Raw genomic sequence first — 22,571 nt, 5'->3', positions numbered from 1 at the left:
TCGGCGGTCCACCGCCGGGAACTGGCACACTGGTGGCCACAGGCGACGCCCCGAGGCACCGGAGCCGGCATGAGCAAGCGACCCTTTCGATATTCCCTGACCACCCGGCTGACGATCTTCTTCGCCCTTGTCTCTTGTGGCGTGATCGCCGCGCTCGGGATGTTCATGATCAACGTGGTCGGCAAGCATTTCGTGGAGCTCGATCGCGACGAGCTGCAAGGCAAGATCATGCTGGTCGAGAACGTGGTCTCCCGGGTGGACTCCGCCGCGGCGCTGGCGATGCTCGGCGATCGGCTTCGGGATGCCTTCGTCGGCCATCGTGACCTGGTGGTCATGGCGCTCGGCCCCGATGGCCTGCCGCTGCTGGCGACGCCCGGCGTGCATTTTCCGCTCGAGCGTCTGCGCCGGCACACCACGCCGCGCTCGGCGGAAACCTTCGACTGGCGCGAAAAGGGCGTCGCCTACCGAGGGCTGGCGGCCGCCCTCGATACCCGCCTGCCGGACACCGGGCCGATCGTGGTCGCCGTCGCCATCGACATCCGCCACCACGCCCTCTTCCTCGAGCGCTTCAAGGCCTCACTGCTGGCTTTTTCGCTGTTTGCCGCCGCGGTCAGCGGCGTGCTCGGCTGGGGGGTGGCCCGTCGCGGCCTGGCGCCGCTGCGCGACATGAGCGAGCGCGCCTCCGCGGTCACCCCGACCCGGCTGGACCGGCGCCTGCCCGAAGAATCGTTTCCGGTGGAGCTGGCGCATCTGGCCCATACCCTGAACGACATGTTCGAACGGCTCGAGGATGCGTTTCGCCGCTTGTCGAACTTTTCCTCCGATCTGGCCCATGAGCTGCGTACGCCGATCAGCAATCTGATGACGCAGACCCAGGTGGCGCTCGCGCAGCGGCGCGACGCGGACGCCTATCGGGAGACCCTGGCGTCGAACGCCGAGGAATTCGAGCGGCTGGCGAAAATGGTCTCCGACATGCTGTTTCTCGCCAAGGCGGAACATGGCCTGATGCTGCCGTCGATTTCGGCGGTCCGTGTCGAAAACGAAGTGAGCGAGCTGTTCGAGTTCTATGACGCGCTGGCCGAAACCCGCGGGGTCCGCCTGCACGCTTCGGGTCAGGGATGTTTCAACGGCGACCGCTTGATGGTGCGTCGGGCGCTGAGCAACCTGTTGTCGAACGCCCTCAGGCACACCCCGTCCGGCGGGCGGATCGACGTCGCGGTCGAGCCCTCGCAAGACGGTGTCGTGGTTCGCATCGACAACACCGGCACTCCCATCGCGCCGGCCGACATACCTCATCTGTTCGATCGCTTCTACCGGGCCGACAAGGCACGCCGTCACGGTGCCGTCGAGGGCAGCGGCCTGGGCCTGGCCATCACGCGCGCGATCGCGATCGCGCACGGCGGTGACATCAGCGTCTCGTCGGACGCGCAACGCACCCGCTTCAGCGTTCGATTCGCCAGTCAGCAGGCGACGGCATCGGGCGACTGAACGGCGCCATCCGGCGCCAAGGCAAGGCGCCATGTCGCCGATGACCGGCCGGATGCGCCGTCAGCCGTCGAGGGTCGTCGGCATCTGCGCGAAACACTCGGCCATCCAGTCCACGAACGCCCTCACCTTGGCGCTCAGGCGCCGGTTTGGCGGATACACCGCGAACACCGGGGTGGTATCGACGTTCCACTCCGGCAGTAGCGCAACCAAGCCGCCGGTGTCGAGATGCGGCTTGGCCGAAAAGATCGGGAGCTGGATGACCCCATGCCCGGCAAGGCAGGCCGCCAGATAGGCGTTGCTGTCATTGACCGCGACGCGGGAGCGACCGAACAGCTCGATGCGTTCCTCGTCGCGGGTGAAGTCGAGCGCAAAGGCGCGCCCGCTGCCGGCGGAAAAATACCCCACCACGAAGTGATCGCCGTCCAGATCCCGGGGATGGGTCGGGGTGCCGTAGCGGTCGATATAGGCGGGCGCGGCGCAGGTGATGAACTTCAGGTCGCCGAGCCGGCGCGCGACCAGCGATTCGTCGGAGATGTTGCCGCCCCGGATCACGCAGTCCACGTTGTCGGCGATCAGGTCCACCAGACGGTCCCCTGCCCCCAGATCGATCTCGATGTCGGGATAGCGCTGATGGAAGGCACACAGGCCGGGCACGATCAGCTGCAGGGCGACGGCGGCCGGGACGTCGACCCGGATGCGCCCCTTGGGGGCCGCCTGGGCGTTGGCCAGGTTGGCGTCGATCTCCTCGAGTTCGGACACCAGCCGCGAGGTGCTCTCGTAGTAGGCGGCACCCTCGGTGGTCAGGCTCACCTGCCGGGTGGTCCGGTGGAACAGCTTGACGTGCAGATGATCCTCGAGGTTCTGGATGGCCTTGGACACCGTCGACTTGGGCATCTGCAGCGAGTCGGCCGCGCGCGTGAACGAGCCGGCTTCGACGACACGGGCGAACACCCGGAGCGCCAACATCTGGTCCACTGCGCACCTCCTGAATCGATGACGGGTTGAGTTGATTATTCACCAGCGGAAACAAAGCGTCCACGATTCCCGGGTTTATCCATCAACTTATGGACAGTATCGTGTCGCCTATTCGTTTCCCCCGATGCTGCGGACATACCGTGCCATGACCTCCGATACCCTGCCAACTCCCGACGATGCCCGTCGTTGCGCCGACGGGCGTGATGGCGTCGTCGACGTGGACGGCGGCGCCCCGGTGCCGGTGCGGATCTATGGCGACACGGCGGGCCGCCCGGGGGCGCTGGTCGTCCATTTTCACGGCGGCACCTTCGTTGCGGGGTCGCTGGACAGCGGCGCCACCGTGGCCGGCTTGCTCGCGCAGGCGGGGGCCGTGGTGGTGTCGGTGGATTATCCGCTTGCCGGCGCGCACCCCTTCCCCGCCGCGGTGGACGTGGGCTATGCGGTGCTCAAGTGGGCCGACGGGCAGCGCTGCCGGCTCGCCGGCAAGCAGGCCGGCCTGTTCGTGGCCGGCGAAGAAGCCGGCGGCAATCTGGCCGCCGCCATCGCCATGGTGGCGCGCGATCGGCGTGCGCCCGGCCTGGCCGGGCAGTTGCTGATCTCGCCCATGCTCGACGCCCGCCTGGGCACGGCCTCGATGCGCAAATGCGAGGCCGGACCGGTGGGCTGTCGCTGGGCCGACGGCTGGCGCGCCTACCTGGGCTGCGGCACCGCGGCGGATCATCCCTATGCCTTGCCGGCGCGGGCGCGGCGGCTCGGCGGCCTGGCGCCCGCGCTGGTGCTGACCGCCGGCGACGACCCGTTTCACGACGAGGCGCTCGCCTATGCGACGCGCCTCGAGCAGGCCGGCGTGTTTGCCTACGGCCTCGAACTGGAAGCACACACCGGCTGGCCATGCAGCCTGAGCGCGCCGCCACCGGCTCCGGCCACGTGGGCCGTGCCGATGCGCGAAGCGATGCGCGCCTTCATGGTCCGGAACATGACAACAGAAGCCCGCCAACGGGTCTGCGATACACGGCATTCGATGCAATCCCAACAGGAGTCCCCCCAATGAACAAGCAAACAGCCCCTTCCCGTCGCCGGCTGATGGCGACCGGTGTCGTGGTCGTCGCGCTGGCGGCCGTGGGCGCCGCGTGGCTCGTGAGCCGCGCCAGCGTGGCGGATGCGAAACCGGCGCCGTCGCCCGCGGCCGCGGTCCCGGTCACCGTCCTCACCATGGCCGAGCGTCCGGTCGATGTGTGGCAGGCGTTCTCGGGCCGTCTCGAAGCGGTCGAGCGGGTCAAGATCCGGGCCCGCGTGATGGGCACGATCCAGTCGGTGCATTTTCGCGAAGGGTCGCTGGTCAAGGCCGGTGACCTGCTGATCACCATCGATCCGGCGCCCTATGCCGCCGAGGTGGACCGGGCCGAGGCGCAGGTGGTGGCGGCGCGCGCGCGGGTGGCGTTCACCAAGAGCGAACTGGCACGTGCCGAGCGGCTCTGGAAGGTCAAGGCCATTGCCGAGCGCGAGCTCGACGAGCGTCGCAATGCCGGCCGCGAGGCGGCGGCCCAGTTGCGGGCGGCCGAAGCGGCCTTGCGCACGGCGCGACTCGACCTGGGCTACACCCGCATCAAGGCGCCGGTGTCGGGCCGTGTCGGACGCCTGGAAGTGACCGTCGGCAACCTCGTGGCCGCCGGCCCCGATGCGCCGGTGCTCACCACGCTGGTGTCGGTGAGCCCGATCTATGCGAGCTTCGACGCCGACGAGGGCATCGTCGCCCAGGCACTCCAGGAGGCGCCGCGCGACCCCGCCGGGCATCCGAAGATCGAGGCCATTCCGGTGCGGATGCAGACCGCCGTCACCGGCGATACACCTCTCGAGGGCCATCTGCAGCTGGTGGACAACCAGGTGGATGCGGCCAGCGGCACGGTGCGCCTGCGCGCCATCTTCGACAATCCCGACGGGGTCCTGATGCCGGGTCAGTTCGCCCGCGTACGGATGGGCAGCAGCGTGTCGCACGACGCCTTGCTGATCAACGAACGGTCCGTGGGGACCGACCAGGACAAGAAGTTCGTGCTGGTCGTCGACAACGAGAACCACGCGCAGTACCGCGAGGTGACGCTGGGCGCCAGCGTGGCCGGCGAACGGGTGGTCACGGCCGGCCTCGCCGCCGGCGATCGTGTGGTCGCCAGTGGCTGGCAACGGATTCGCCCGGGCGCACTGGTCGACCCGAAACCGGCCGGTGACACCACCCCCGCCGAAGGTCGCTGACGCGCCGTGACCCGATACACCTGCACAGTCCCCACGGCGGCGATGCCGCACGTGGCGGGCGCCTGCCGCCCTGAGCATTCCCCCCGGAGCGCCCCATGAATATCTCCAAGTTCTTTATCGACCGGCCGATCTTTGCCGGCGTGCTGTCCCTGCTCATCTTCCTGGCCGGGGTGATCGCGGTGCGCGGTCTGCCCATCTCGGAATACCCGGAAGTGGTGCCGCCTTCGGTGGTGGTGCGCGCGCAGTTCCCCGGCGCCAACCCCAAGGTCATCGCCGAGACCGTCGCCACCCCGCTCGAAGAAGCGGTCAACGGCGTGGAGGACATGCTCTACATGTTCAGCCAGGCGACCAGCGACGGCCTGCTGACCCTCACCGTCACCTTCAAGCTCGGTACCGATCCGGACAAGGCGCAGCAGCTCGTCCAGAACCGGGTCTCGCAGGCGCTGCCACGCCTGCCGGAGGAGGTGCGCCGCCTGGGCGTGACCACCATCAAGAGCTCGCCGGACCTGACCATGGTGGTGCACCTGCTCTCGCGCAACGGGCGCTACGACATGACCTACCTGCGCAACTACGCGCTGCTGAACGTCAAGGACCGGCTCGCCCGGGTCGAAGGCGTCGGCGAGGTGCGTCTGATCGGCGCCGGCGACTACGCCATGCGGGTGTGGCTCGATCCGCAGAAAATGGCCGCGCTCGGCCTGTCCGCCAGCGACGTGGTCGCCGCGATCCGCAGCCAGAACGTGCAGGCGGCGGCGGGCATGGTGGGTGCGTCACCCGGCCTCGATGGCGTCGACCTGCAGCTGACCATCAACGCCAAGGGGCGGCTGGAGAACGAGGAAGAGTTCGGCGACATCATCATCAAGAGCCGGCCGGACGGGGCGGTCACGCGGCTGCGCGACGTCGCCCGGCTGGAGCTGGGGGCCTCCGACTATTCGCTGCGCTCGCTGCTCGACAACAAGGACGCGGTGGCGATCCCGATCTCCGCCGCACCCGGTGCCAACGCCCTGCAGATTTCCGACGGCGTGCGCGCGACCATGGCGCAGATCAAGGAGACCATGCCCGACGGCGTGGACTACGAGATCGTCTACGACCCGACCCAGTTCGTGCGCGCCTCCATCGAGTCGGTGGTGCATACCCTGCTCGAGGCCATCGCCCTGGTGGTGGTCGTGGTGATCCTGTTCCTGCAGACCTGGCGCGCGTCGATCATTCCGCTGCTGGCGGTGCCGGTGTCGGTGGTCGGGACCTTCGCGGTGATGTACCTGTTCGGCTTCTCGATCAACGCCCTGTCGCTGTTCGGGCTGGTGCTGGCCATCGGCATCGTCGTGGACGACGCCATCGTGGTGGTCGAGAACGTGGAACGCAACATCGAGGCCGGGCTGTCGCCACGCAAGGCCAGCTACCGGGCCATGCGCGAGGTCTCGGGGCCCATTGTCGCCATCGCCCTGGTGCTGATCGCGGTGTTCGTGCCGCTGGCCTTCATCAGCGGCCTGTCGGGGCAGTTCTACCGCCAGTTCGCGCTCACCATCGCCATCTCCACCGTCATCTCCGCGATCAACTCGCTGACCCTCTCTCCCGCCCTGGCCGCCTTGCTGCTCAGGGACCGGCACGCGCGGCCGGACGCCCTCACCCGTTTCATGGACACCGTGTTCGGCCCCGTCTTCCGCGGTTTCAACCGGCTGTTCCACCGTGGGGCGGATGCTTACGGCCGCGGCGTGAGCGCCGGTATCGGGCGCCGCGGCGTCATGCTGGGCGTGTATCTGGCGCTGGCCGCATTGACCTACGGCCTGTTCCAGGAAGTGCCCAAGGGCTTCGTGCCGGCACAGGACAAGCAGTACCTCATCGGCTTTGCCCAGCTGCCCGACGGGGCGACACTGGATCGCACCGAAGCGGTCATCCGGCGCATGGGCGAGATCACGCTGAAAGATCCGGACGTGGCGCATGCGGTGGCGTTCCCCGGCCTGTCCATCAACGGCTTCACCAACTCGTCGAGCTCCGGCATCGTGTTCACCACGCTCAAGGATTTCGACGAACGCAAGGGGCCGGGCCACAGCGCCGGGGCGATCGCCGGACGCCTGAACGCGGCCTACAGCAAGATCCAGGACGCCACCATCGTCATGTTCCCGCCGCCCCCGGTGCACGGGCTCGGCACCACCGGCGGTTTCAAGCTGCAGCTCGAGGATCGCGGTGCCCAGGGATTCAAGGCGCTCGATGCGGCCACCCGGGCGTTCATGGCCAAGGCGGCGCAGGCGCCCGAGCTCGGGCATCTGTTCACCAGCTACCGGGTGAACGTGCCCCAGCTGTATGCCGACATCGACCGCACCCGGGCGCGCCAGCTCGGCGTGGCGGTCACCGATGTGCTCGAGACCATGCAGATCTACCTGGGCAGCCTGTATGTGAATGACTTCAACAAGTTCGGCCGGACCTACTCGGTGCGTGTCCAGGCGGATGCACCCTTCCGCGCCCGCGCCGACGACGTGGGCAAGCTGGAGGTGCGCTCGGCCTCGGGGGCGATGATTCCGCTCGCGGCGCTGCTGCGAGTCGACTCCAGCGTCGGCCCGGAGCGGGCGATGCGTTACAACGGCTTCCTGTCGGCGGACATCAACGGCGGGCCGGCACCGGGCTACTCTTCGGGGCAGGCCCGTGAGGCGGTCGAGCGCATCGCCGCCGAGACCCTGCCGCGCGGCATCAGCTACGAATGGACCGAGCTGACCTACCAGGAGATCCTCGCCGGCAACTCGGCGGTGTGGGTTTATCCGCTCGCGATCCTGCTGGTGTTCCTGGTGCTGGCGGCGCTGTACGAGAGCCTGGCGCTGCCGCTGGCCATTCTCCTCATCGTGCCGATGAGCCTGTTTGCCGCCATGACCGGGGTGTGGCTGTCGCACGGGGACAACAACGTGTTCACCCAGATCGGGCTGATGGTGCTGGTGGGGCTGTCGGCGAAGAACGCGATTCTCATCGTCGAATTCGCCCGCGAGCTGGAACTGGCCGATCGCACGCCGCTGCAGGCCGCGATCGAGGCCAGCCGCCTGCGGCTGCGCCCCATCCTCATGACCTCGATGGCCTTCATCATGGGCGTGCTGCCCCTGGTGCTGGCCAGCGGTGCCGGCGCCGAGATGCGTCAGGCGATGGGCGTGGCGGTGTTCTCCGGGATGATCGGGGTGACCGCCTTCGGCCTGTTCCTGACCCCGGTGTTCTACGTGACCCTGCGTGCCCTGAGCGGCAATCGCAAGCTCAAGCTGCACGGCCGCGAGGCGCATCTGGACGCCTTTGCCGGTGCCCCCGGCGCGAGCCCCGACCCGGCGCCGGCGGCGCCACGCAACGACACCGTGTGAGCAGGAGCGCACCGATCATGAAAGCAAGCAAAAGACGACTGATGCCCCTGGCCGCCGCCCTCCTCCTGGTCGGCTGCACCACGGTGCCCGCCATCGATCCGGCCGACCTGCCATTGGTGCCGCCGGCGTTCAAGGAAGGCAATGCCGCATGGACCCAGGCGCCGCCGGCCGAAGACCAGCCGCGCGGGCAGTGGTGGAAGGTGTTCGACGACCCGGTGCTCGATGCGCTGGAGGCACGCGCCATCGAACGCAACAACGAAATCCGCATCGCCACCGCCCGGCTGGCCCAGGCGCGTGCGCTGGTTCGTGCGACCGAGGCGGATCGCGCGCCACAGCTCGGCGTGGATGCGTCGGTGGTGCGCCAGGGCGGGACCCTGGCGCGGGCCTCGGGTACCGATGGGACGCTGGGCCGGGTCGGTGCGACGCTGGCCTACGAGGTGGACCTGTTCGGCCGCCTCGCCGAGGCCTCGCGTGCGGCGAGCCTCGATGCCGACGCCCAGGCGGCGCTGCTCCAGGACGCCCGCCTGCTGATCCAGTCCAACGTGGCCCAGTCCTATCTGGCGCTGCGCGCGGTGGATGCCGAGCGCGCTCTGGTGCGCCAGAGCGTCGATGCCTACCGGGACACCCTGGCCCTCACCCAGCGCCGCTATGACGCGGGTGACGTCGGCGAACTGGAGGTGGCCCGGGTGCAGACCGAGCTGGCCGCGAACGAATCGCAGGCGCTGGCGCTCGACCGCCAGCGCACGGCGCTGGAACACGCCCTGGCGGTGCTCATGGGAGACGCGACGGCCAACTTCAGCCTGATCGAGGAAGACTGGCGCAGCGACTTGCCGGTGATCCCGGCGGGGGTGCCCAGCACCGTGCTCACCCGCCGTCCGGACGTGGCGGCGGCGCAGCGTGCGATGCTGGCCGCACAGGCCCGCGTGGGGGTGGCCAAGGCCGCCTGGTTCCCGAGCTTTTCGCTGACCGCCAACGGGGGCTACGCCTCGCCGGATCTGGAGGACGTGTTCAAGTGGTCCGCGCGCTCGTGGGGCATCGGCGCGCTGCTGTCGCTGCCGATCTTCGACGGCGGCCGGCGTGACGCCGCGATCGAGAACGCGGCGGCGCAGCTCGACATCGCACTGGGGACCTATCGCGAACGCGTGCTGGTGGCGTTCAAGGATGTGGATGACCAGCTCGCGGCCCTGCGCCTGCTGGCGGCGCAGGCCGAAGCCCAGGCGCGCGCGGTGGCCGCCGCCAAGCGGGCGACGACGCTGTCGGACTACCGTTATCGGGACGGGCTGGTCAGCCAGCTCGATGTGCTCGATGCGCGTCGCAGCGAACTGGCCAATCGCCGCGCCGCGTTGCAAGTGCGTGCGGCGCGGTTTCAGGCCACGGTCGCGCTGATCCGCGCCATCGGCGGCGGCTGGGGGGCGCTTTGCGATACCCCGGCGCCGGAGGCGCCCGCCATGTCGCGCTCGGGCTGACGCCGGCGGCCGGCAACCCGATGGACCGGCGTGCGTCTCGGCGCGCCGGGTACGTGCTCAGCGCTGCGCCGAAGTCCCGCGCGCCGGTGCCGGCGGATCCTCGGTCGCCGCGTCGGCCTCGGGCAAGTGGTCCTGGATGGCGGCGAGAGTGTCCGCCAGGATCCCCTCCAGAGCGCGGCAGTGGTCGCGCCAGGTGTCGCGCGCATCGTCGACGACCGCCTGTTCGAGGCGGTCGGCCTGGTGGCGCAGGCGGTCCGCGCCGACTTGGCCGGCGGCCCCTTTCAGGCTGTGCGCGGCCAGTCGGAGCGCTTTGACATCGTCGTCGTCGATCGCTTTCGCCGCCTGTCTGGCGGATCCGGCGAAGTGTTCGACGAAGCGTCCGAGCGTCTTGTGATAGAGCGCCTCGCGCCCCAGGCAGCGGCGCAGGCCGCCTGCCGCGTCGAGCAGCGCTTCCGTGGATACGTTGTCGGGGGGCACGGGGTTCTCCTCGGCAGGGGCGCCGGTGTGGACCCATTTCCGGATCCTGGCCAGCAGTTGTTCGGGGTCAATCGGTTTGCCCAGATGATCGTTCATGCCTGCGGCCAGGCAGGCTTCACGGTCCGAGACCATGGCGTTGGCGGTCATGGCGATGATGGGCGCCGCCGAGCCGTGTACGTGGCCGCGGATCGCGCGGGTGGCGCTCAGGCCGTCCATGACCGGCATCTGCATGTCCATGAGGATCAGGTCATAGCGCTTGTGCTGCACCATCTGAACCGCGGTCGCGCCGTTGCTTGCCAGCTCGGCCGTGATACCGAAGTGAGCGAGCATGGCCAGGGCGACTTCCTGGTTCAGCGGATTGTCCTCGACCAGCAGCACCTTCAGCGACTCCAGGCCTTCGGGCGCAGCCAGGCTGACGGCCGGCGCGTGACCCCGGCGCAGCGCGGCGGTTTCCGTGCCGCGCCCGACCTGCACGGTGAACCAGAATGTGGAGCCCGCGCCCACGGCGCTGTCGACGCCGACGCTCCCCCCCATGTGTGCGGCCAGCTGCTTGCAGATGGTCAGCCCGAGTCCGGTGCCGCCATGGCGGCGGGTCGTCGAGGAGTCGGCCTGTTCGAAGCTTTCGAACACGCGCGCGCACTGCTCCGGCGTGAGCCCGCAGCCGGTGTCCGTCACCGAGAACCGGAGCACCAGATCGGCACCGCGCTCCTCTTCGCACTCGACCCGAACGGTGACCGATCCGGTGTCGGTGAACTTGAGCGCATTGGTGGTGTAGTTGGTGAGAATCTGCGCGATGCGGGTCGGATCGCCGACGATGAAGGGGGGAACCTCGGGCGCGACTTCGACACCGAAGGACAGCTGTTTGGACGACGAGGTGGCGCTGGCGATGGACGCGACGTCGTCGAGCACATCGGCCAGGGCGAAATCCACATGCTCGATCACCATCTTGCCGGCCTCGATCTTGGAGAAATCGAGAATGTCGTTGAGGATGCCGAGCAGGTGCTGGCCGGCGCCGCGGATCTTGGTGAGCGACTCGTGCTGGCGCGCCGACAGCCCCGGTTCGCGCAGCATCAGGTGCGTCATACCCAGGATGGCGGTCATCGGTGTGCGGATTTCGTGACTGACGTTGGCGACGAAGTCCGACTTGAGGCGGGCCGCCTCCTCGGCCATCGCCTTGCCCCGCTGGATGGCGTTGAAGGCCTCGCGCTCGGCGGTGGTGTCCTCGATGATGGAGACGAAGCCGGGGCGCATGCCGCCGGTGTCCACCCGCTGGGTGGAGATGCGGGCGGTGAACACGGTACCGTCCTTGCGCATCATGGCCGCTTCGTCGCGAAAGCATTCATGCCGTGCGAGCCGTTCGACGATGAGCTCGCCGACCGCCTCGAAGGTTTCCACGTCAGGGAACAGCATCCGCGCGTTCTTGCCGGCCACTTCCTCGGCCGAGTAGCCGAACAGCACCTCCATGGCCCGGTTGCAGCGCATGATCCGGTTGCCGACGACGAACAGCACGCCGATCTGGGTCGCGTCGAAGATGGCCTGCTGCTCACTGTTGGCACGGCGCAGGGATTCGGTGGTGCGCGCCAGTTCCGCGGTGCGGGCCTCGACCCGATCCTCCAGTTCCTTGCGCAGGCGCTCCCCTTCCGCCTCCGCTTTCTTCTGGGCGCTGATGTCGGTCCAGCTGGCGTGCAGCAGTTCGCGCCCGTCCATGGTCATGGCGGTGAGCATGATCCGCATCTCGATCGACGTGCCGTCGATGTGCCGATGGGTCCATTCGAAGGTGACGGAGCCTTCCTTCGATGCGATCGCGAGCACCTCCTGGGCCTTCTCTACCGCCAGGCGACCGTCCGCCAGACGAGTGGGCGAGATATCGAAGATGGATTTGCCGACGAGCTGGGTGGCGTCGTCCATCCCGAGCAGTGCCAGTGCCGCGCGGTTGACGGCCACATATCGTGAGCCCTCAGAAATGAGGAAGGGCTGACAGCTGTCTTCGAACACACGCCTGAATCGTTCTTCGCTGGCGACGAGACTGGCCGTTTCGCGCGCCAGTGCGGTCGTCTTCGACCGGATCGCCTGGCGCAAGGACCAGATCCAAGCCGCCAGAATCACCCCGAGGATGAAGGCGGCCATTGCCACATAGCCAGCAGCGCGCAGATAGGGTTTCAGACGGAACGGCGTCCCCAGCCACTTCTGTTTCAGGTGGGCGCGTTCGGCATCGGAGATGCGCGCCATGCCGCGCGCGACCAGCGCGAGCATGGCGCTGTTGCCGGCTTTCACGGCGCGATGCAACTCGCCCTGATAGACGTCGAAGGCCTTGACGAACTCCTGCTCGGCGCCCAGTTGATGGACGTAGTAGTCGGCCGGCGCCTCGTCCATGCAGAAGGCGGCAACTTCCTTGCGCAAGGCCGCTTCGATCATGGACGTGTAGTCCGGATACAGGATCCGGTCCGTGATGTCCTGTTGCTGCAGGTGCTCGATGCAGGCGTCTCCGGCCTGGACGCCGACACGGAAGCCTCTGAGGGCGGCCTGTTTGCCCAGGCCGCCGATGTGGCGATCGGTGTAAATCGCCACGGGAACCTTGGCATAAGGGGTGCCGAAGTCGAACTGTTTTGCGCGCTGCGGGGTGATCATGAGTGCGTCGATGACATCGGCCGTGCCGTCGAGCACGCGCTGCTGGGCCTCCGCCCAGCGGATCGCCTCGAGCTTGACCCGGATGCCGGTCTTCTGCGACCACAGCGCCCACAGTTCTGCCAGATAGCCGTCCGGATGACCGTCGCCGTCGAGGAAGATGTAGGGGGGGTAGTTCAGGTCGGAGACGACGGTGATCGCCTCCGGCGTGGGCGCAGCCGGTGTTGCCCTGGGAGGAATCGCCCACGCCAGGGTCGCGCTGCACAGGCACACGAGGACCAGGACCCGATGCATCCGGCCCATCAAGCCCCTGAGGGTCGCGCCTTGAACCGGTCGATCATGTCCGGGCTCTCGCCGGGGCCACCATTGTCTCGTCATGCCTCGTGTCGTCGCTCACCGCTGCTACCGGATGGATGTCGATGTCCGAACCGGATGATTTGGAATTTTTGGTTTATTTGGCACATTATCGGCGCAAGCGCCGAGAACTTGAATGGGGAAATTACCTATTCTTTACACCGGCCGATGAACGGGCGGTGGTCTCCGGCGGTGGCTCGGCCCTGAAGTGATCGATGAAGGCGCGCAGGCGCGGTGCCATGTGGGCGCGGCTTGGAAAATACAGGTACAGCCGGCCCAGGGACACCGAGAAGGTGTCCAGCACCGGCACCAGCCGCCCGGCGCGGATGTCATCGATCACATGCGATTCGACGGTCTGGATCAGTGCCAGCCCGCTGCGCGCGATCTCGATCTCGGCGGCGAGGTCGTTGATGAGCAGCGTGCCGTCGACCTTCACCTCCAGTGGCTCGCCGTCGCGCTGGAACATCCAGGGCGCGACCCGACCGCTCGAGGCGAAACGGTAACGGCTGCAGTCGTGGCCGCCGAGCTCGTCCGGGGTTTGCGGCACCGGATGGCGCTCGAAGTACGCCGGCGCGGCGACGGTGCGTAGCCGGACCGACGGGCCCAGCGGCAGGGCCACCATGTCCGCGTCCAGTTGTTCGCCCAGGCGCACACCCACGTCGAAACCTTCGCCGACGATGTCGATCAGATGGTCGTCGAGGGAGAACTCCACTTCCACGTCAGGGTAGCGCTCGCGAAACGCCGTCAGGCGGGGCAGAAAGTAGCGGGCGAAGGCCATGCGTGGGAGCGTGATCCGCACCGTGCCAGCCGGTCGGGTGCTGCGCTGCTCCAGCGTTTCGAGGGCGGCGGACAGCTGGGTGAGGCCGCCACGCACCTGCTCGAGGATCGCGGCGCCCTCTTCCGTAAGGCGCACCCGCCGCGTGGTGCGGGTCAGCAGACGGACGCCGAGGCGCCGCTCCAGGTTGCGGACCGACTGGGACAGGGCCGAGGGAGACAGGCCCATGTCCGCCGCCGCGCGGCTGAAGTTTTCATGTCGCGCCACGCATTCGAATGCGGCCAGGGCCGGCAGCAGCGCGGGTTCTATTTTTAAGTACATCTTAAAAGCCTTGTTTCCATTCAGGGATCAATCTTAATACTCAAAGCGCGTAAGCTGTTGAAACCCAATGTCGGCGCCTTCGGACGCGCCGCGCCCCAATGAAGAGACACCCTCCGGAGGCTTCAATGATCCGCTTCACGCTCAACGGCAAGCCGGTGCAAACCGAGCTGCCCGATGACACCCCCTTGCTCTGGGCCGTTCGCGACGGCTTCCATATGACCGGCAGCAAATTCGGCTGCGGCATGGGTCTGTGCGGGGCCTGCACCATGCATGTCGATGGCGACCCGGTACGCGCCTGTTCGACGCCGATCTCCACCGTGGCTGGCAAATCGGTCACTACCATCGAGCAGATCGGCGAAGATCCGGTCGGCGCGGCCGTGCAGGCGGCGTGGCAGAAGCTCGACGTGGTGCAGTGCGGCTACTGCCAGTCGGGCCAGATCATGTCCGCGACGGCCTTGCTGCGCAGCAACCGCACACCCACCGATGCCGACATCGATGCCGCCATGGCGGGCAACATCTGCCGTTGCGCGACCTATGTGCGCATCCGTGCGGCGATTCACGAAGCCGCCGGCGAGCTGGCCTGAGGAGCGCATGTCCATGAACAAACACAACACGACAATCGCCAACGTGTCGCGCCGCGGCTTCCTCAAACAGGGCACCGGCCTCACCCTGGGCCTGATGCTGCCCGCCGCGACCCACAAGGTGTTCGCCGCCGCTGGCGTGGCTGGCCCGGGCAAGGCGGGTGATGCCGCCGTGGTCGACGGCCGGTTCACGCCCAACGCCTTCGTGCGGATCGGCGCGGACGACACGGTCACCGTGGTCGCCAAACACCTGGAAATGGGCCAGGGCAGCCACACCGGCCTGGCCACCCTGGTGGCCGAGGAGCTCGACGCCGACTGGGATCGGGTGGTGGTCGAAGGCGCGCCGGCCGACGCCAGTCACTACAACAACCTGTTCTGGGGACCGAACCAGGGCACTGGCGGCAGCACCGCGATCGCCAACTCCTTCATGCAGATGCGTCAGGCTGGCGCCGCCGCGCGGGCCATGCTGGTCGCCGCCGCGGCCGCCGAATGGGGCGTGAAGCCCGAAGAGATCTCGGTGCGCCGTGGTGTGCTCAGCCATGCGGCCAGCAAACGCGAGCTGCGCTTCGGTGCCCTGGCCGATGCCGCGGCACGACAGGCCGTGCCGGAGAACCCGACGCTGAAGGACCCGAAGGATTTCGTCCTGATCGGCAAGCGCGCCCCGCGCAAGGACAGCGCCGCCAAGTGCACCGGCAAGGCGCACTTCACCCAGGACATGCAGTTGCCCGGGATGCTGGTGGCGGTCGTCGCCCATCCGCCCCGCTTCGGCGCCACGGTCAAGACCGTGGACGATGCCGCGGCGCGCAAGCTCAAGGGCGTCGTCGATGTGGTGCGCATTCCCACCGGGGTGGCGGTGCTCGCCCATGACACGTGGACAGCCAAGAAAGGCCGTGACGCGCTCAAGATCACCTGGGACGAGTCCAAGGCGTGGCGTGGCAGCAGCGCCGGCCTGATCGAAAGCTATCGCAAACTGGCGAGCGAGCCGGGCCTGCCCGCGCGCAAGGACGGTGACGCGCCGGCCGCCCTGGCGGCGGCCAAGGCGCCGGTCGAGGCCGAATTCGTGTTCCCGTATCTGGCGCATGCGGCCATGGAGCCGCTCAACTGCGTGGTGCACCTGCACGACGGCATGTGCGAGGTGTGGAACGGCGAGCAGTTCCAGACCAGCGACCAGAAGGTGCTGGCCGAGCTGTTCGGGCTGGACGTCTCCAAGGTGAAGCTGAACATGCTCTTCGCCGGCGGCAGCTTCGGCCGGCGCGCCTCACCCACCTCCGACTATGTGCTCGAGGCGGCCCACATCGCCAAGGCCATCGATGGCCGCGCACCGGTGAAGATGGTGTGGATGCGTGAAGACGACATGCGCGCCGGCTACTACCGGCCGCTCTATGTGCACCGGATCACCGCCGCACTCGGCGCCGACGGCAAGCCGGCGGCTTGGTCGCATCGGATCGTCGGCCAGTCGATCATCAAGGGCTCACCCTTCGAAGGCATGCTGATCAAGGACGGGGTGGACGTGACCTCGGTGGAGGGCGCGGCCACCCTGCCCTACGCGATCCCCAACCTGCAGGTGGACCTGCACACCACCAATGACCAGGTGGCGGTGCCGGTGCAATGGTGGCGTTCGGTGGGTTCGACCCATACGGGCTTCTCCACCGAGGTCTTCATCGACATGCTGGCCCGCGCGGCCAAGGCCGATCCGGTCGACTACCGGCTGGCGCTGCTCGACAAGCACCCGCGCCATGCGGCGGTGCTGAAGCTGGCCGCCGAACAGGCCGGCTGGTCCCGCCCGTTGGCGAAAGGCAACGGCGGGCGGCGTGGCCGAGGTGTGGCGGTCCATGAGTCCTTCAACACGATCGTTGGCCAGGTGGTGGAAGTGACCGTGTCCGACGGCGGCGAGCTGTCGGTCGATCGCGTCGTGTGCGCGGTCGACTGCGGCGTGGCGGTCAACCCGGATGTGATTCGCGCACAGATGGAAGGCAGCATCGGCTTCGCGCTGGCCGCGGCGCTCAGCGGCGAGATCACCATCGAGGACGGCCAGGTGGTGCAGTCGAACTTCCATGACTACACCGTGTTGCGCATCAACCAGATGCCGAAGGTGGAGGTGCACATCGTGCCCTCCGCCGAAAAGCCGACCGGCGTGGGCGAGCCCGGCGTACCGCCGCTGGCGCCCGCCTTGGCCAATGCCATTCATGCGGCCGTGGGCAAGCAGATCACGCGCCTGCCGATCGGCGACCAGCTGAGCGCCTGACACCATGGACAGCCTCGACAAGGAAGTGCTGGGCCGGGCGCGCCAGTGGCTGCATGAGGGCCACCGCGTGCTGCTGGCCACGGTGGTGCGCACCTGGGGGTCGTCGCCGCGGCCCCCCGGGGCACTGGTCGCCTTGCGCGATGACGGCCATGCGGTGGGGTCGGTCTCCGGTGGCTGCATCGAGGACGATCTCATCCGTCGCCTCGCCGACGAGGGCATGCCCGCGCATGCGCGAACGGTCAGCTACGGCGTGAGTGCGGAGGAAGCGCGACGTTTCGGCCTGCCGTGCGGCGGCACCATGGAACTGGTGCTCGAGCCGCTGGGCATGGCCGACGCCCTGGATGCCCTGATCGAGCGCATCGATGCCGGTGCGCTGGTGGCCCGCACGCTGGATCTGGCCAGCGGCCGGGCCGAACTGGCGCCGGCCCACCCGGAACAGGGCACCAGCTTCGACGGGCGCCGGCTGGTGAGCGTGTTCGGCCCCCGCTACCGGCTGCTGATCATCGGCGCCGGCCAGCTCTCCGCGGTACTGGCGCGCATGGCGCTGGCGCTGGATTTCGCGGTCACCGTCTGCGATCCGCGCGCGGAGTGGGCCGACGAATGGGAGGTGGCAGGCACGACGCTGTCGCGCCTGATGCCCGACGATCTGGTCATCGCCATGCGGCCCGATGCGCGTATGGCGGTGGTCGCCCTCACCCACGATCCCAAGCTCGACGATCTGGCGCTGATGGAGGCCTTGCGCTCGCCCGCCTTCTATGTGGCGGCGCTCGGCTCGCGGCGCAACAATGCCCAGCGGCGGGAGCGCCTGCGCGAATTCGACGTGAGCGAGGATCAGGTGGCAGCGCTGCGGGGTCCGGCGGGCCTCTACATCGGCAGCCGCACGCCGGCCGAGATCGCGGTGTCGATCGCCGCCGAACTGGTGGCGGTCAAGAACGGTGTAACCCCGGAGCGGGTGCTGCCGGTGGGTGAAGCCAAGGCGGCGCTGGAAGTGGCGGCGGACGCCCTGTCTGCCTGCCGAAAATGAGTCACGACATCCAGGGTGTCCTGCTGGCGGCCGGCTTTGGCCGCCGCTTCGACCCCACGGGCCGGCACGACAAGCTGCTCCAACCCATGAGCGATGACCGCCCGCTGCTGGCCCACGCCGCATCCCGGTTGGCCGTGGCCACGCCCGGGCCCATCGCCATCATCCGCCCCGGCCAGACGGCCCGTCGGGCGGTGCTCGAAGCGTGCGGATGCCGGGTGCTCGAATGCGCCGAGGCCGAACGCGGCATGGGCCATGCCCTCGCCGCGGCGGTGCGGGCGAGCGCCGAGGCGAGCGGATGGTTGGTCGCCCTGGGGGACATGCCGGCGATTCCGGCCGAGGTGCTCTGTGCGGTGGCGCAGCGGATCGATCGTCCCGATGCCTGCGTGGCGCCGTTTCACGCCGGCCGGCGTGGACATCCGGTCGGCTTCGGTGCGGCCTGGTACGAGCACCTGTGTCGCCTGCAAGGGGACGCCGGCGCGCGCGCGCTGATCGCGGCGGCCCGGGTGACGCAGGTCGCGTGCACGTCGCCCGGCATTTTTGTCGATGTGGATACGCCGGCCGATCTGGACAGTGCCGCCTGAGCGGCGCTCAGCCCCCCACGCGCTTGACCCGGAAACCCTCGGCTTCGAGCACGGTGACCACCGTGTCCATGTGGTCACCCTGGACCTCGATCGTGTTGCCCTTCACGGTGCCGCCTGCACCGCACCGCGCCTTGAGTGTCTGGCACAGTCTGGCCAGGCCGAGGGCAGGCAGCGGAATGTCGCTGATCACGGTCACCGTCTTGCCCGCGCGCCCCTTGCGATCGCGCTGTACGCGCACCGGCGTGCCGGCCGCTGCGGTGGGTTCGACTGGCGCCCCGCAGGTACAGGCGTCGATGGCCTGGCGGCATCGGGGGCAGGTGCGTCCGACTTCGGTCGAATAGACCAGCCCCCCGCGCGAGTTGCGTTTCATGTGTGCCTTTCCGTCGATGGCGTCAGTGTGGCGCCAGTTTCGGCAGCGCGGCCAGCAGCGTGGCCACGGTCTCGTCGCTTTGCTCGGCGAGCAGCGCGACGGCGATCCGGATCAGCTCGCCCTTGCTGACCCCATGGCCCTGATCGCGCAACTGCGACCGGAGCCGCTTGAGGGCCGCCGCCTCGTCCGACGAGAGTGTCACCTCCAGCGGCTTGGCCGCGTCGACCGTCGTGGTCGCTTCTTCCGCCTGGCGCCGCGCCGCCTTGACGGCCTGTTTCACGGCGCGCTTGCGCTTGTCCCCGCCGGTCGCGAGGCGCTTCTCGACGGCGGCGTCCTCGGTGTCGATGCTGGCGCGCAGCGCATCCTTGATTCGATCACGCATTACGGTGTGCTCTCCCCTAAACGTTTGCGCACGGCGTCGACCAGGCGCTGCACTTCGATCTGGGCGACCTGCGCAGCGCTGCCCAGATCGAACACCGAGCCGCCGATCGCCGCGCTCTGGGCATAGGCGTTGCGTTGGCCCAGGGCGGCGGACAGGATCGGGAGCCGGAACGTGCGCATGACCTCGATGACATCGGCCGCCAGCGCCGTGCGCGTCACCCGGTTGGCGACCAGCACGGCGCGCAGCTGCGGCCGTTGCTGCTGGCGCTCGACGATCAGTCGTTCGATGGCGCGGGTCGACCACAGATCGGTCGGGCTCGGCACCACCGGAATGATCGCCAGATCGGTGTGATTGAGTGCCGCCAGGGTGCGCGGATGGTCGAGCGCCGGCGGGCAGTCGAGCAACACCACATCGGCGCGCCTGCACCATTTTTCCAGCTTGGCAGGCAACTCGTGCGGATCGCCGGTGAAGGCATGCACTCGTGCCGGAAACGGTGCGTCGGTCGGCGCCGCAGCCGCCCAGCGGGTGGCCGATTCCTGTGCGTCCAGATCGCCGATCTCCACCTGCTTGCCGTGTCGCGCCAGGCCGGCGGCCAGTTGCATGGTGAGGGTGGACTTTCCAGCCCCGCCCTTTTGCGACACCAGGGTGATGACAGGCGCACGGGCCATCGAGGAATCCTTGCTGATTTCGGTCTATAGTGACCGATTGTAGCGCACCGGCTCCCGCTGCCTGATGACAGCCGGTTCCGCTGGTTGCGCCGGGAACAACGGAATCGAAACGATGAGCTCGGCAAGCGGCTTGATTGTGCGTCAGGCGGACATCACGATGCTCGCCGTCGATGCGATCGTCAATGCCGCCAATAACAGCCTGCTTGGGGGGGGGGCGTCGATGGCGCGATTCATCGCGCCGCCGGCCCGGAGTTGCTCGCCCACTGCCGGACACTGGGTGGATGCGCCACCGGCGAGGCCAAGATCACGCCCGGATTTTCGTTGCCCGCACGCTGGATCATCCACACGGTCGGTCCGGTGTGGCGCGGCGGAAACGCCGGCGAGGCGGATCTGCTCGCGGCCTGCTACCGGAACAGCTGCGCCCTGGCGGCCGAGCACCGGCTCGCGACCATGGCGTTTCCCGCGATCAGCTGCGGTGTCTATGGTTACCCGCCCGAGGCCGCGGCCGCCATCGCCGTCGTCCAGTGCCGCCAGGCGCTTGCAACGCACCCTGACCTCGAGCGGATCGACCTGGTGGCGTTCGATCCGACGATGGTACGGGTGCTGGAAAAGGCGATGGCCGAATCTTGAAGATTCGGCCATCGACGCTTCAAGGATGGACTATTCGCTCAGTGGGACTCGGCGCAGGCGGCGCGACACGGGCCGAGACCGGACTTCTGCTGGAAGCTGATGCACTGCATGTGGGCGTCGCATTCGGGCGCCAGCTCCGCCGCTTCGCCGTCCTCGTAGCAGCTCACATGGGCCAGCTCGAGAAAGTGCTCCGCGGATTCATGGGTCTGGAAAATGCTCAGGCTGCCATCGGTGGAGCAGACCCAGCGGCCATTGAGGGAAATCGCGTGGCAGGTGCAATCGTGAAGACATACGGCGTGGATGCACACCTTGGCCTGACGCCCTTGCCAGATTGGTGCGGCGGCGATATCGAGCCACCCCGCCCGTTGTTCGGTGGAAGCGATCATGGACTCCTCCGTCGTAAAGCACCGTGGAGATGCCGATGCTCATGGCATGCGCGGCGCATTGGACATTTTTAGCTTTTAGAATTTTGGTTTAGACCGGTAATAAGTCACGGTCAATGAAAAACAGCCCATCGGCGGCCATGCCTGTGTAACCGATTTTGACGAATTCGACCCGGTTCGCATGACCACGGCGCTCTAGCGCCTTCCGCCGTTCGTCGGAACTCGCGCGCCCGGCGACGCGCTATACTGCCTTCCACCTCGCCCCGGTCACACGACCGCCCGTGGCCGATTGGCCGGCAGCGCCGACGTCGCCCGGGTGTCGAAGCGGGCGTGCATCCATCAAGAACAACGCTGAGGAGATGACTCGATGAAGCTCGAAACGCTGGCCGTCCATGGCGGCTATTCGCCCGACCCGACCACCAATGCGGTTGCCGTGCCGATCTACCAGACGACCTCGTATGCGTTCAACGACACCCAGCACGGTGCCGACCTGTTCGATCTGAAAGTCGAGGGGAACATCTACACCCGGATCATGAACCCGACCAACGCCGTGCTCGAGGCGCGCGTGGCGGCCATGGAAGGGGGTATCGCGGGGCTGGCGCTGGCCTCGGGGATGGCCGCGATCACTTACGCGATCCAGACCATCGCCGAAGTGGGCGACAACATCGTGTCGGCCTCGACCCTGTACGGGGGCACCTACAACCTGTTCGCCCATACCCTGCCGCAGATGGGCATCCAGACGCGCTTCGCCGACTATCGCGATCCGGATGCCTTCGAACGCCTGATCGACGACCGGACGCGGGCGATCTTCTGCGAGTCGGTCGGAAATCCGCTGGGCAACGTCACCGATTTCGAAAAGCTGGCCGACATCGCCCATCGACACGGGGTGCCGCTGATCGTGGACAACACGGTGCCGACGCCCTACCTGTGCCGACCGATCGAGCATGGCGCCGACATCGTGGTCCATTCGCTCACCAAGTACCTGGGCGGCCATGGCAATTCCATCGGCGGCATGATCGTCGATTCGGGCAAGTTCCCGTGGGCGGAGCACAAGGCCCGCTTCCGCCGGCTGAACGAACCCGACCCTTCCTACCACGGGGTCGTCTACACCGAGGCGCTCGGGCCGGCGGCATTCATCGGGCGCGCACGCGTCGTGCCGCTGCGCAACACCGGCGCCGCCATGAGCCCGTTCAACGCCTTTCTGATTCTGCAGGGAATCGAGACGGTCGCCCTGCGCATGGACCGGATCTGCGAGAACGCGGTCCGTGTCGCTGAATTCCTGCAAGGGCATGACAAGGTCGAGTGGGTGCGCTACGCCGGCCTGCCGGACCATGCCGACCATGCGCTGGTGGCCAAATACATGGGCGGCCGGGCGTCGGGCATCCTGTCCTTCGGAGTCAAGGGCGGGCGCGAGGCCGGCGGACGTTTCCAGGATGCACTGCAGCTGGTGACGCGGCTGGTCAATATCGGCGACGCCAAGTCACTGGCCTGCCACCCGGCGAGCACGACACACCGGCAACTCTCGCCGGCGGAACTCGAAAAGGCCGGCGTCAGCGAGGATATGGTCCGCCTGTCGATCGGCATCGAGCATGTGGACGACATCCTGGCCGATCTGGAGCAGGCGCTGGCCGCGGTGTGATCGGGAGGTCT

Annotated in this window: 18 protein-coding genes; 11 read left to right on the top strand and 7 right to left on the bottom strand. The window is 68.0% G+C overall.

What is annotated here, in order from left to right:
- Positions 1 to 69 precede the first annotated feature (69 nt).
- Positions 70 to 1,488 (top strand): heavy metal sensor histidine kinase, encoded by a 1,419-nt coding sequence (locus G3580_RS09810; RefSeq protein WP_173765073.1) that lies wholly within the window; start codon positions 70 to 72, stop codon positions 1,486 to 1,488.
- Positions 1,489 to 1,548: 60 nt separating this feature from the next.
- Here the strand turns inward: G3580_RS09810 and G3580_RS09805 are convergent, their stop codons facing one another.
- Complete coding sequence (locus G3580_RS09805; protein WP_228720853.1) at positions 1,549 to 2,454, bottom strand: LysR family transcriptional regulator; 906 nt, start codon at positions 2,452 to 2,454, stop codon at positions 1,549 to 1,551.
- A 154-nt stretch (positions 2,455 to 2,608) separates the two neighbouring features.
- Here G3580_RS09805 and G3580_RS09800 point away from each other — a divergent pair, with 154 nt between their 5' ends.
- From G3580_RS09800 to G3580_RS09785, 4 genes are all read left to right on the top strand, one after another.
- Entirely contained in the window at positions 2,609 to 3,514 is a 906-nt protein-coding gene (locus G3580_RS09800) for an alpha/beta hydrolase (protein ID WP_173765071.1), read from the top strand.
- On the top strand, positions 3,511 to 4,710 hold the full coding sequence (locus tag G3580_RS09795; protein ID WP_173765070.1) for an efflux RND transporter periplasmic adaptor subunit: 1,200 nt from the start codon (positions 3,511 to 3,513) through the stop codon (positions 4,708 to 4,710). Before G3580_RS09800 ends, G3580_RS09795 begins: the two co-directional genes overlap by 4 nt.
- Positions 4,711 to 4,805: 95 nt before the next feature.
- Positions 4,806 to 8,039, top strand: coding sequence for an efflux RND transporter permease subunit (locus G3580_RS09790; RefSeq protein ID WP_173765069.1), 3,234 nt, complete (start codon positions 4,806 to 4,808; stop codon positions 8,037 to 8,039).
- 17 nt (positions 8,040 to 8,056) lie between these two features.
- Positions 8,057 to 9,505 (top strand): efflux transporter outer membrane subunit, encoded by a 1,449-nt coding sequence (locus tag G3580_RS09785; RefSeq protein ID WP_173765068.1) that lies wholly within the window; start codon positions 8,057 to 8,059, stop codon positions 9,503 to 9,505.
- A 57-nt stretch (positions 9,506 to 9,562) separates the two neighbouring features.
- Here G3580_RS09785 and G3580_RS09780 read toward each other — a convergent pair whose 3' ends face one another.
- Entirely contained in the window at positions 9,563 to 12,901 is a 3,339-nt protein-coding gene (locus G3580_RS09780; protein ID WP_173765067.1) for a PAS domain S-box protein, read from the bottom strand.
- Between the two features lie 205 nt (positions 12,902 to 13,106).
- Positions 13,107 to 14,057 (bottom strand): LysR family transcriptional regulator, encoded by a 951-nt coding sequence (locus G3580_RS09775; protein WP_173765066.1) that lies wholly within the window; start codon positions 14,055 to 14,057, stop codon positions 13,107 to 13,109.
- Positions 14,058 to 14,182: 125 nt separating this feature from the next.
- Here G3580_RS09775 and G3580_RS09770 point away from each other — a divergent pair, with 125 nt between their 5' ends.
- From G3580_RS09770 to G3580_RS09755, 4 genes are read left to right on the top strand one after another with little or no spacing between them, the layout of a single operon-like run.
- Positions 14,183 to 14,641: a (2Fe-2S)-binding protein gene (locus G3580_RS09770; protein WP_173765065.1), complete on the top strand. Its 459-nt coding sequence runs from the start codon at positions 14,183 to 14,185 to the stop codon at positions 14,639 to 14,641.
- A 13-nt stretch (positions 14,642 to 14,654) separates the two neighbouring features.
- Entirely contained in the window at positions 14,655 to 16,883 is a 2,229-nt protein-coding gene (locus G3580_RS09765) for a xanthine dehydrogenase family protein molybdopterin-binding subunit (RefSeq protein WP_173765064.1), read from the top strand.
- Between the two features lie 4 nt (positions 16,884 to 16,887).
- Positions 16,888 to 17,907, top strand: coding sequence for an XdhC family protein (locus tag G3580_RS09760; protein WP_173765063.1), 1,020 nt, complete (start codon positions 16,888 to 16,890; stop codon positions 17,905 to 17,907).
- Positions 17,904 to 18,488 carry a nucleotidyltransferase family protein gene (locus G3580_RS09755; protein WP_173765062.1) on the top strand — a complete coding sequence of 195 codons (585 nt, stop codon included), beginning with the start codon at positions 17,904 to 17,906 and terminating at the stop codon, positions 18,486 to 18,488. Before G3580_RS09760 ends, G3580_RS09755 begins: the two co-directional genes overlap by 4 nt.
- A 7-nt stretch (positions 18,489 to 18,495) precedes the next feature.
- Here the strand turns inward: G3580_RS09755 and G3580_RS09750 are convergent, their stop codons facing one another.
- Genes G3580_RS09750 through parA form a run of 3 tightly spaced genes read right to left on the bottom strand, consistent with a single transcriptional unit; the run spans position 18,496 to position 19,908 of the window.
- Positions 18,496 to 18,858, bottom strand: a complete 363-nt coding sequence (locus G3580_RS09750) for an SUI1 family translation initiation factor (protein WP_173765061.1) — start codon at positions 18,856 to 18,858, stop codon at positions 18,496 to 18,498.
- 22 nt (positions 18,859 to 18,880) lie between these two features.
- The gene (locus G3580_RS09745; protein WP_173765060.1) at positions 18,881 to 19,240 is read right to left on the bottom strand and encodes a hypothetical protein; all 360 of its coding nucleotides are present in this window, start codon (positions 19,238 to 19,240) and stop codon (positions 18,881 to 18,883) included.
- On the bottom strand, positions 19,240 to 19,908 hold the full coding sequence (gene parA, locus G3580_RS09740) for a ParA family partition ATPase (RefSeq protein ID WP_173765059.1): 669 nt from the start codon (positions 19,906 to 19,908) through the stop codon (positions 19,240 to 19,242). The genes G3580_RS09745 and parA overlap by 1 nt, the downstream gene beginning before the upstream one ends.
- 252 nt (positions 19,909 to 20,160) lie before the next feature.
- Here parA and G3580_RS09735 point away from each other — a divergent pair, with 252 nt between their 5' ends.
- Positions 20,161 to 20,538: a macro domain-containing protein gene (locus G3580_RS09735; protein WP_267313309.1), complete on the top strand. Its 378-nt coding sequence runs from the start codon at positions 20,161 to 20,163 to the stop codon at positions 20,536 to 20,538.
- A gap of 38 nt (positions 20,539 to 20,576) precedes the next feature.
- Here the strand turns inward: G3580_RS09735 and G3580_RS09730 are convergent, their stop codons facing one another.
- Positions 20,577 to 20,924 carry a hypothetical protein gene (locus tag G3580_RS09730; RefSeq protein ID WP_173765058.1) on the bottom strand — a complete coding sequence of 116 codons (348 nt, stop codon included), beginning with the start codon at positions 20,922 to 20,924 and terminating at the stop codon, positions 20,577 to 20,579.
- A 364-nt stretch (positions 20,925 to 21,288) separates the two neighbouring features.
- On the opposite strand from G3580_RS09730, the gene G3580_RS09725 reads away from it, so the two are divergent.
- Complete coding sequence (locus G3580_RS09725) at positions 21,289 to 22,560, top strand: bifunctional O-acetylhomoserine aminocarboxypropyltransferase/cysteine synthase (protein WP_173765057.1); 1,272 nt, start codon at positions 21,289 to 21,291, stop codon at positions 22,558 to 22,560.
- The last annotated feature ends 11 nt before the right edge of the window (positions 22,561 to 22,571 follow it).

The sequence above is a fragment of the Nitrogeniibacter mangrovi genome (assembly GCF_010983895.1).
GTDB classification, from domain to species: Bacteria; Pseudomonadota; Gammaproteobacteria; order Burkholderiales; family Rhodocyclaceae; genus Nitrogeniibacter; species Nitrogeniibacter mangrovi.
The sequence above is the reverse complement of the archived record's forward strand: the minus strand, read 5'-3'. Positions and strand labels throughout refer to the sequence as shown.

What these genes read in the sequence shown, in the direction of transcription:
- G3580_RS09770 (WP_173765065.1), top strand. Translation starts at nt 14,183, where the DNA reads ATGATCCGCTTCACGCTCAACGGCAAGCCGGTGCAAACCGAGCTGCCC.
- G3580_RS09780 (WP_173765067.1), bottom strand. Translation starts at nt 12,901, where the DNA reads ATGCATCGGGTCCTGGTCCTCGTGTGCCTGTGCAGCGCGACCCTGGCG.
- G3580_RS09760 (WP_173765063.1), top strand. Translation starts at nt 16,888, where the DNA reads ATGGACAGCCTCGACAAGGAAGTGCTGGGCCGGGCGCGCCAGTGGCTG.
- G3580_RS09775 (WP_173765066.1), bottom strand. Translation starts at nt 14,057, where the DNA reads ATGTACTTAAAAATAGAACCCGCGCTGCTGCCGGCCCTGGCCGCATTC.
- G3580_RS09765 (WP_173765064.1), top strand. Translation starts at nt 14,655, where the DNA reads ATGAACAAACACAACACGACAATCGCCAACGTGTCGCGCCGCGGCTTC.
- G3580_RS09750 (WP_173765061.1), bottom strand. Translation starts at nt 18,858, where the DNA reads ATGAAACGCAACTCGCGCGGGGGGCTGGTCTATTCGACCGAAGTCGGA.
- G3580_RS09805 (WP_228720853.1), bottom strand. Translation starts at nt 2,454, where the DNA reads ATGTTGGCGCTCCGGGTGTTCGCCCGTGTCGTCGAAGCCGGCTCGTTC.
- parA (WP_173765059.1), bottom strand. Translation starts at nt 19,908, where the DNA reads ATGGCCCGTGCGCCTGTCATCACCCTGGTGTCGCAAAAGGGCGGGGCT.
- G3580_RS09810 (WP_173765073.1), top strand. Translation starts at nt 70, where the DNA reads ATGAGCAAGCGACCCTTTCGATATTCCCTGACCACCCGGCTGACGATC.
- G3580_RS09795 (WP_173765070.1), top strand. Translation starts at nt 3,511, where the DNA reads ATGAACAAGCAAACAGCCCCTTCCCGTCGCCGGCTGATGGCGACCGGT.
- G3580_RS09785 (WP_173765068.1), top strand. Translation starts at nt 8,057, where the DNA reads ATGAAAGCAAGCAAAAGACGACTGATGCCCCTGGCCGCCGCCCTCCTC.
- G3580_RS09725 (WP_173765057.1), top strand. Translation starts at nt 21,289, where the DNA reads ATGAAGCTCGAAACGCTGGCCGTCCATGGCGGCTATTCGCCCGACCCG.
- G3580_RS09800 (WP_173765071.1), top strand. Translation starts at nt 2,609, where the DNA reads ATGACCTCCGATACCCTGCCAACTCCCGACGATGCCCGTCGTTGCGCC.
- G3580_RS09790 (WP_173765069.1), top strand. Translation starts at nt 4,806, where the DNA reads ATGAATATCTCCAAGTTCTTTATCGACCGGCCGATCTTTGCCGGCGTG.
- G3580_RS09755 (WP_173765062.1), top strand. Translation starts at nt 17,904, where the DNA reads ATGAGTCACGACATCCAGGGTGTCCTGCTGGCGGCCGGCTTTGGCCGC.
- G3580_RS09745 (WP_173765060.1), bottom strand. Translation starts at nt 19,240, where the DNA reads ATGCGTGATCGAATCAAGGATGCGCTGCGCGCCAGCATCGACACCGAG.
- G3580_RS09730 (WP_173765058.1), bottom strand. Translation starts at nt 20,924, where the DNA reads ATGATCGCTTCCACCGAACAACGGGCGGGGTGGCTCGATATCGCCGCC.